The sequence below is a fragment of the Fusobacterium sp. genome (genome assembly GCF_032477075.1).
Lineage (GTDB): Bacteria > Fusobacteriota > Fusobacteriia > Fusobacteriales > Fusobacteriaceae > Fusobacterium_A.
Map to the genome: position 1 here is coordinate 1 of NZ_JAWDXO010000072.1, position 5,131 is coordinate 5,131.

At 28.5% G+C, this 5,131-nt stretch carries 3 protein-coding genes; all 3 read left to right on the plus strand.

What is annotated here, in order from left to right; genetic code table 11:
• Positions 1–3,439 (plus strand): hemagglutinin repeat-containing protein (locus E6771_RS15760; protein WP_316092295.1); only part of this gene is annotated, 3,439 nt, incomplete at its 5' end.
• Entirely contained in the window at positions 3,402–3,902 is a 501-nt protein-coding gene (locus E6771_RS15765; protein WP_227371965.1) for a hypothetical protein, read from the plus strand. The genes E6771_RS15760 and E6771_RS15765, both read left to right, overlap by 38 nt.
• 380 nt (positions 3,903–4,282) lie before the next feature.
• The gene (locus E6771_RS15770; protein WP_316092297.1) at positions 4,283–4,672 is read left to right on the plus strand and encodes a hypothetical protein; all 390 of its coding nucleotides are present in this window, start codon (positions 4,283–4,285) and stop codon (positions 4,670–4,672) included.
• The last annotated feature ends 459 nt before the right edge of the window (positions 4,673–5,131 follow it).

Consider the following 5,131-nt stretch of genomic DNA (forward strand, 5'->3'; position numbering starts at 1 on the left):
TATTGTTGTTGTATCAAATAATATAGTTTTAGATACAATTCAAATAAATAATAGTGTAAATAAAGAAAAATATCAAAAAGAAACAAAAGAAAACATTGGTGGTTCTGTTTCTGGAAATAATATTCTTCTTGTAGCAGGCAATGACATAAAAATAAAAGGATCTGATGTAGAATCAACTAAGAGTATTACTATACTTGGAAATGAAATAAATATAGAAAGTGTAGAAAACTATTCCTATGAAAAAGATGGAAGTGGAAAAAATTATACTGTAAAAGAAAAAGTAAATAATACAGGAAGTACTGTAACAGGAGAAAATATTTTTATTTCAGCAGATGAAAATATTAATATAAAAGGATCAGATATAGCTGCTGACAGTGAGCTTAGATTAAAAGCAGGAGAAGATGTAAATCTTACAGCTTCAATAGACAGTGACTATTATGAGCACCAGGAAAGTAAAAAGAAAAGTTTTGGAAGAGGAAAATCAAAAACAGAAGTAAAATATACGACTTCTCATAATGGAGCTAATCTTATTGGAGAAAATGTAAGTATAGAAAGTGGTAAGGATACAGTTATAATTGGAAGCAATATTCAAGCTGGACCTGAAGGAAGCGCTGTAATAAATGCAGAAGGAGATATTGTACAAGCAGCTGTAAAAGATATAAACTACAGCTATAAGAAAACTACTAAAACAGGTTTTCTGGGAATTACAGGAAGTTCAAAATCTACTGAACAGTATAAGGAAGAAGCTGTAAAAGGAACTGCTAGTTTTTCATATGGAAAATCAAAAGATGAGATAAAAACTACACAGACTACTAATACAGCTTCTACAATAGTATCTCAAGGAAAGGTAGATATAGAAGCAACTGAAGGAAAAGCTGTATTAAAATCAGTAGATATCTATGGAGAAACAGGAATAGATATTAAAGGTCATGATGGAGTAGAACTAACTGTTGCAAAAGATAAGACAACAGTAGATGAAAAACATAAATCAAGTAGTATAGGAGTATCTGTAGGAGTAGCAAGTTCAATAAAAACTACAATAGATAATGTAAGGGATATAGATAAACTTACAGACTTTGGTGGAAATAGCTATGATATAGCAAATACAGCATCAGATTTAGTAGGAGCTATTAAAGAAGGTGCAGAGGCAGTAGGAAAGTTTATCCCAAAAGTGACTAAAGATAATAGCAGTATGGCCTCTGAAAATTTAGAAGGAATTGTGTCAACAGATATAAATAATTATATAACTGTAAGTGCTGGAGTAAATAAGAGTAAATCTGAATATCATTCTTCAAGTGAATCAACAGTAAAAAATAAACTTGAATCTAAAGGAGATATAAATATCAGTTCTGGTGCTGGAAGTGTGATAATAGAAGGAACAGATATAAAGACAGAAAAAGATTTAAATCTATCAGCTTCTAAAGATGTTGTGGTAAAATCTAGTAAAGATGAATATTCATCATCTAGCAGTTCTTCTTCTAAAGGTCTGAATGCAGATATATCACTTTCAAATAATCCCACTTTAGGAAGTATAACTGCTTCTCAAAGTAAAGGAAAAGGAAATAGTGAAGGAACTGTAAATGTGAACTCTAAATTTGAAGTAGGAGGAACACATAAAGTAGAAGCTGGAGAAAAAGTAATATACGAAGGAGCCAATGTAGAAGCTGGAAGAGTGGAAATAAAAGGAGAGGAAGTAATAATTGCCTCTTCAAAAGATACTGAGAAGTCAAGTAGTAAAAATAGTAGTAGTAGTATAAAGGTATCTCAAACTCCAGTAGGAGTTACTGGAGAACTAAATTTAAGCCAGAATAAAAGCAATGGAGAGAAAGAATGGGTAAGTGACCAGACTTCTATAATAGCAAAAGAAGGGGGGATAATTGAAAGTAAAGATTTTACTAACAGTGGAGCAATAATAGGTTCTGAAAGTGAAGAAAATAAACTGATAGTAAAAGCTGAAAATATAACAATTGAACATCTAAAAGATAAAGATAAGAATAAAGTAAGTGGTGGAGGAATAGAAGTAACAGGAACAGGAGTTCCCAACTTATCAGTAGTAACAGGAGGTCAAGATAAGAGACAGGATACAAATGCAACAGCAGTGAATACAGAATTTGAAATAGCAGGAGAAAGCAAAACAGCAGAAGAGCTAGGATTTAATACAAACTTAGGAAAAGCTCAAGTTATAACAAAAGATGAAGATAAAGTATTAGATGCAGAACTTCATACAGATTTATTAAATCAATCTGAAAGAGATAAGATTGTAAAAGCTGGAGACTATTTAGAAGCAGTTTATGATGGGATAACAGATCCTGGAGTGGGAGGAAAAGGAAATACTATAAAGGAAAAAGTTTATGGTAAGTTATTTAAAGAAAAAGGGCAGGAAAGTCATCATTATATAAAACTAGAAGAAAAAACTGTAGATGAAAATGGAAATATAATAGAAAAAGATTTAAATGAAAAAGCTAATAGAGTTCAAGCATTAGTAGACTCATTTGCAGCTGATCTAAAATATAAAGGAGAAACTCCAATAATACTTATAGGAGATCTTCCACCAGGAGTAGAAGCTTTTGCATCACCTGAGAATAATACAATAGCAATAGATAGAAAAGTACTGGCATTAGCAGATGCAAATAAAGTTCTGACTTTGGTAGGACATGAACTTGGACATTTTAATAGTTATGATGCAAAAATAGAAAGCACAGCTAAAAGAGTGGAAGATGCAATTCAAGGAACAAAAAACAAAGGTAAATACACAGAAAAACTAGAAAAAGAATTTCAAGAAAAATATGCAGGAAGAGATATAAGTGGAAGTGAAGCTCAAAAGGCAATAGATGGTATTTCTGAGGAAAGTAAAGAAAAATATGGCTTTTCTACTGAATCTTTTAATATTGCAGGAGCATTTATAGCAAGACCAAATTTTGGAAAAAGCTCTTATTATATTATTAATACACAAAAGGAGGAAGGATATTTAGTTAATACATTTGATTTTGGAATAGGGGCTGGAACTCCTAGTGTAGGTGGAGCTATTAGTATGATAATTTTACCTAAAGTTAATTCAAAAGAAGATCTCATTGGAACATCTTTAGTTGCTGGAGGTTCATATAGGAATTATGGGGCTGAATATTTAACTGACATGAAAGGAGACTTTTCAGGAATTAAATTTATTTTAGGAATGTCTAAAAATATTCCTGATGAGGGAGAACTTCATTTAAGCATAGATAATACAGTCTTTATTAAAGAAGAAAAAGTAAATATAAATAAAAGAATAATCGAAACTGCAAAAGAACTTGAGCAACTAAGCCAAACTTCAGGAGAAACTAAGGAGAATTTATTAAAAATAACTGGATTGACTTTGAAACTAAGATATGAAATATATTTGGAGAATGGAGGAAAAGAAAGAGTTGAAAATCGAAAAAAAGGAAAATATAATACTCGTTAAAAGGACAAATAATAAAAGAATAATAAAGAATAGTATAATTTATTTTATAGCAATATTGATTCTATTTTTATTTTCTTATTCTTTTATGGGGAATGAAAATGCTTTATTTATTTTAAACTTTTCATTAAAGTTAGTACTCTTCTCATTGTTAACTAGTAAACTAACTTTTACAGCAGATGAAAATTTAGAAATAGCTGAAGATAAAATTGTTTTAAAGTTTGGAGCATTTGGTTTAATTTTAAAAAAATATGAGTTGCCAAATGACAGTAATGTAAGAATTGAATATGATGATTCTTTGAAAACTGTTATAAACACAATATTTGTTCCAAGTACACTTTGGCGCCCAGGAAAGTTACGAAGAATGAAATTCATTTATGAAAATAAAATATATGCCTATGGTTTTGCACTGACTCCTAAAGAGTATGATGAAATAAAAAGTCTAATCTTAAGTCAAAGAAAATAAAAATTAATATTTTACAGGTGGCTCAATTAATTTGAGTCACTTAATAAAATATGGAACGAATAAATATACATTAGAGTATATAAATAACATATAAAAATAATGGATAGGTTTTTCAGAAAACTTAAAAATATATAAGAATTAATATTTTGAAGAAGAGTGTTCTAAATTAATTATTTATTAACTAATTCTTATAATCTCCTTTTTATATTAATCTTAAAAAATAAATCTAAGTGGAGGCAAAAATAAAAATCTTAAAATTAGAAAATGAAGTAATTATAAAAAAATATAATGGAAAATATTTAAAGATTTCTTTGATTATACAATTTGTAATACTTTTATTTGTATCATTACTGAGTTTACCTTTTTTTAGCTATAAAATAATGATATATTTTTTTATTATTGGAGTAGGATTACATTTGTTAAGTATTATTCCATATAGACTTTCATATCTTGCTGATGAAGAAATGATTATAAAAAAAGATCAAATATTTATAAATTTTTATTTTGGAAAAATTCCATTAAAAAAGATAAAAATAGTCAATGATGACTTTCTCGATGTGTCATACAGTACTTTATTTGAAACAAGCTTAAGAATGTATATAACTTTAAAAATGCCTACAAAGTTTCTATTTTCAATTTTGAACCCTAACAAATATAGATTAATGAAGTTAACTTATGAAAATAAAATTTATAGTTTTGGATATGATTTATCAAAGAATGATTATAACATAATAAAAAACTTAATATTAGAACAAAGAGAAACAAGGTAAAAAAATTTAATGTTTTATAGGTAGCCTAATTAATTTTAGGCTACTCATTAAGAGATTAAAAATATTTTTTTACCAGCAATAGAAGTAACAGGAGGACAGGATAAGAGACAAGATACAAATGCAACAGCAGTAAATACAGAATTTGAAATAGCAGGAGAAAGTAAAACAGCAGAGGAGCTAGGATTTAATACAGATTTATCAAAGGCACAGGAAATAACAAAAGATGAAGATAAAGTATTAGATGCAGAACTTCATACAGATTTACTGAATCAGTCAGAAAGAGATAAAATAGCAGACCTAGGAGTAAATTTATCAGAAATAATTCAATCAATAGTAAATTCTGATTCAGGAGGAGTTCTAAATACATATAAGGAAAATAGATTTGGAAATCTTTTAAATGACTATATAAAAAAATCAGGTGTATCAGGACTGTTCCTTGATGATAAAATATCATTGGAA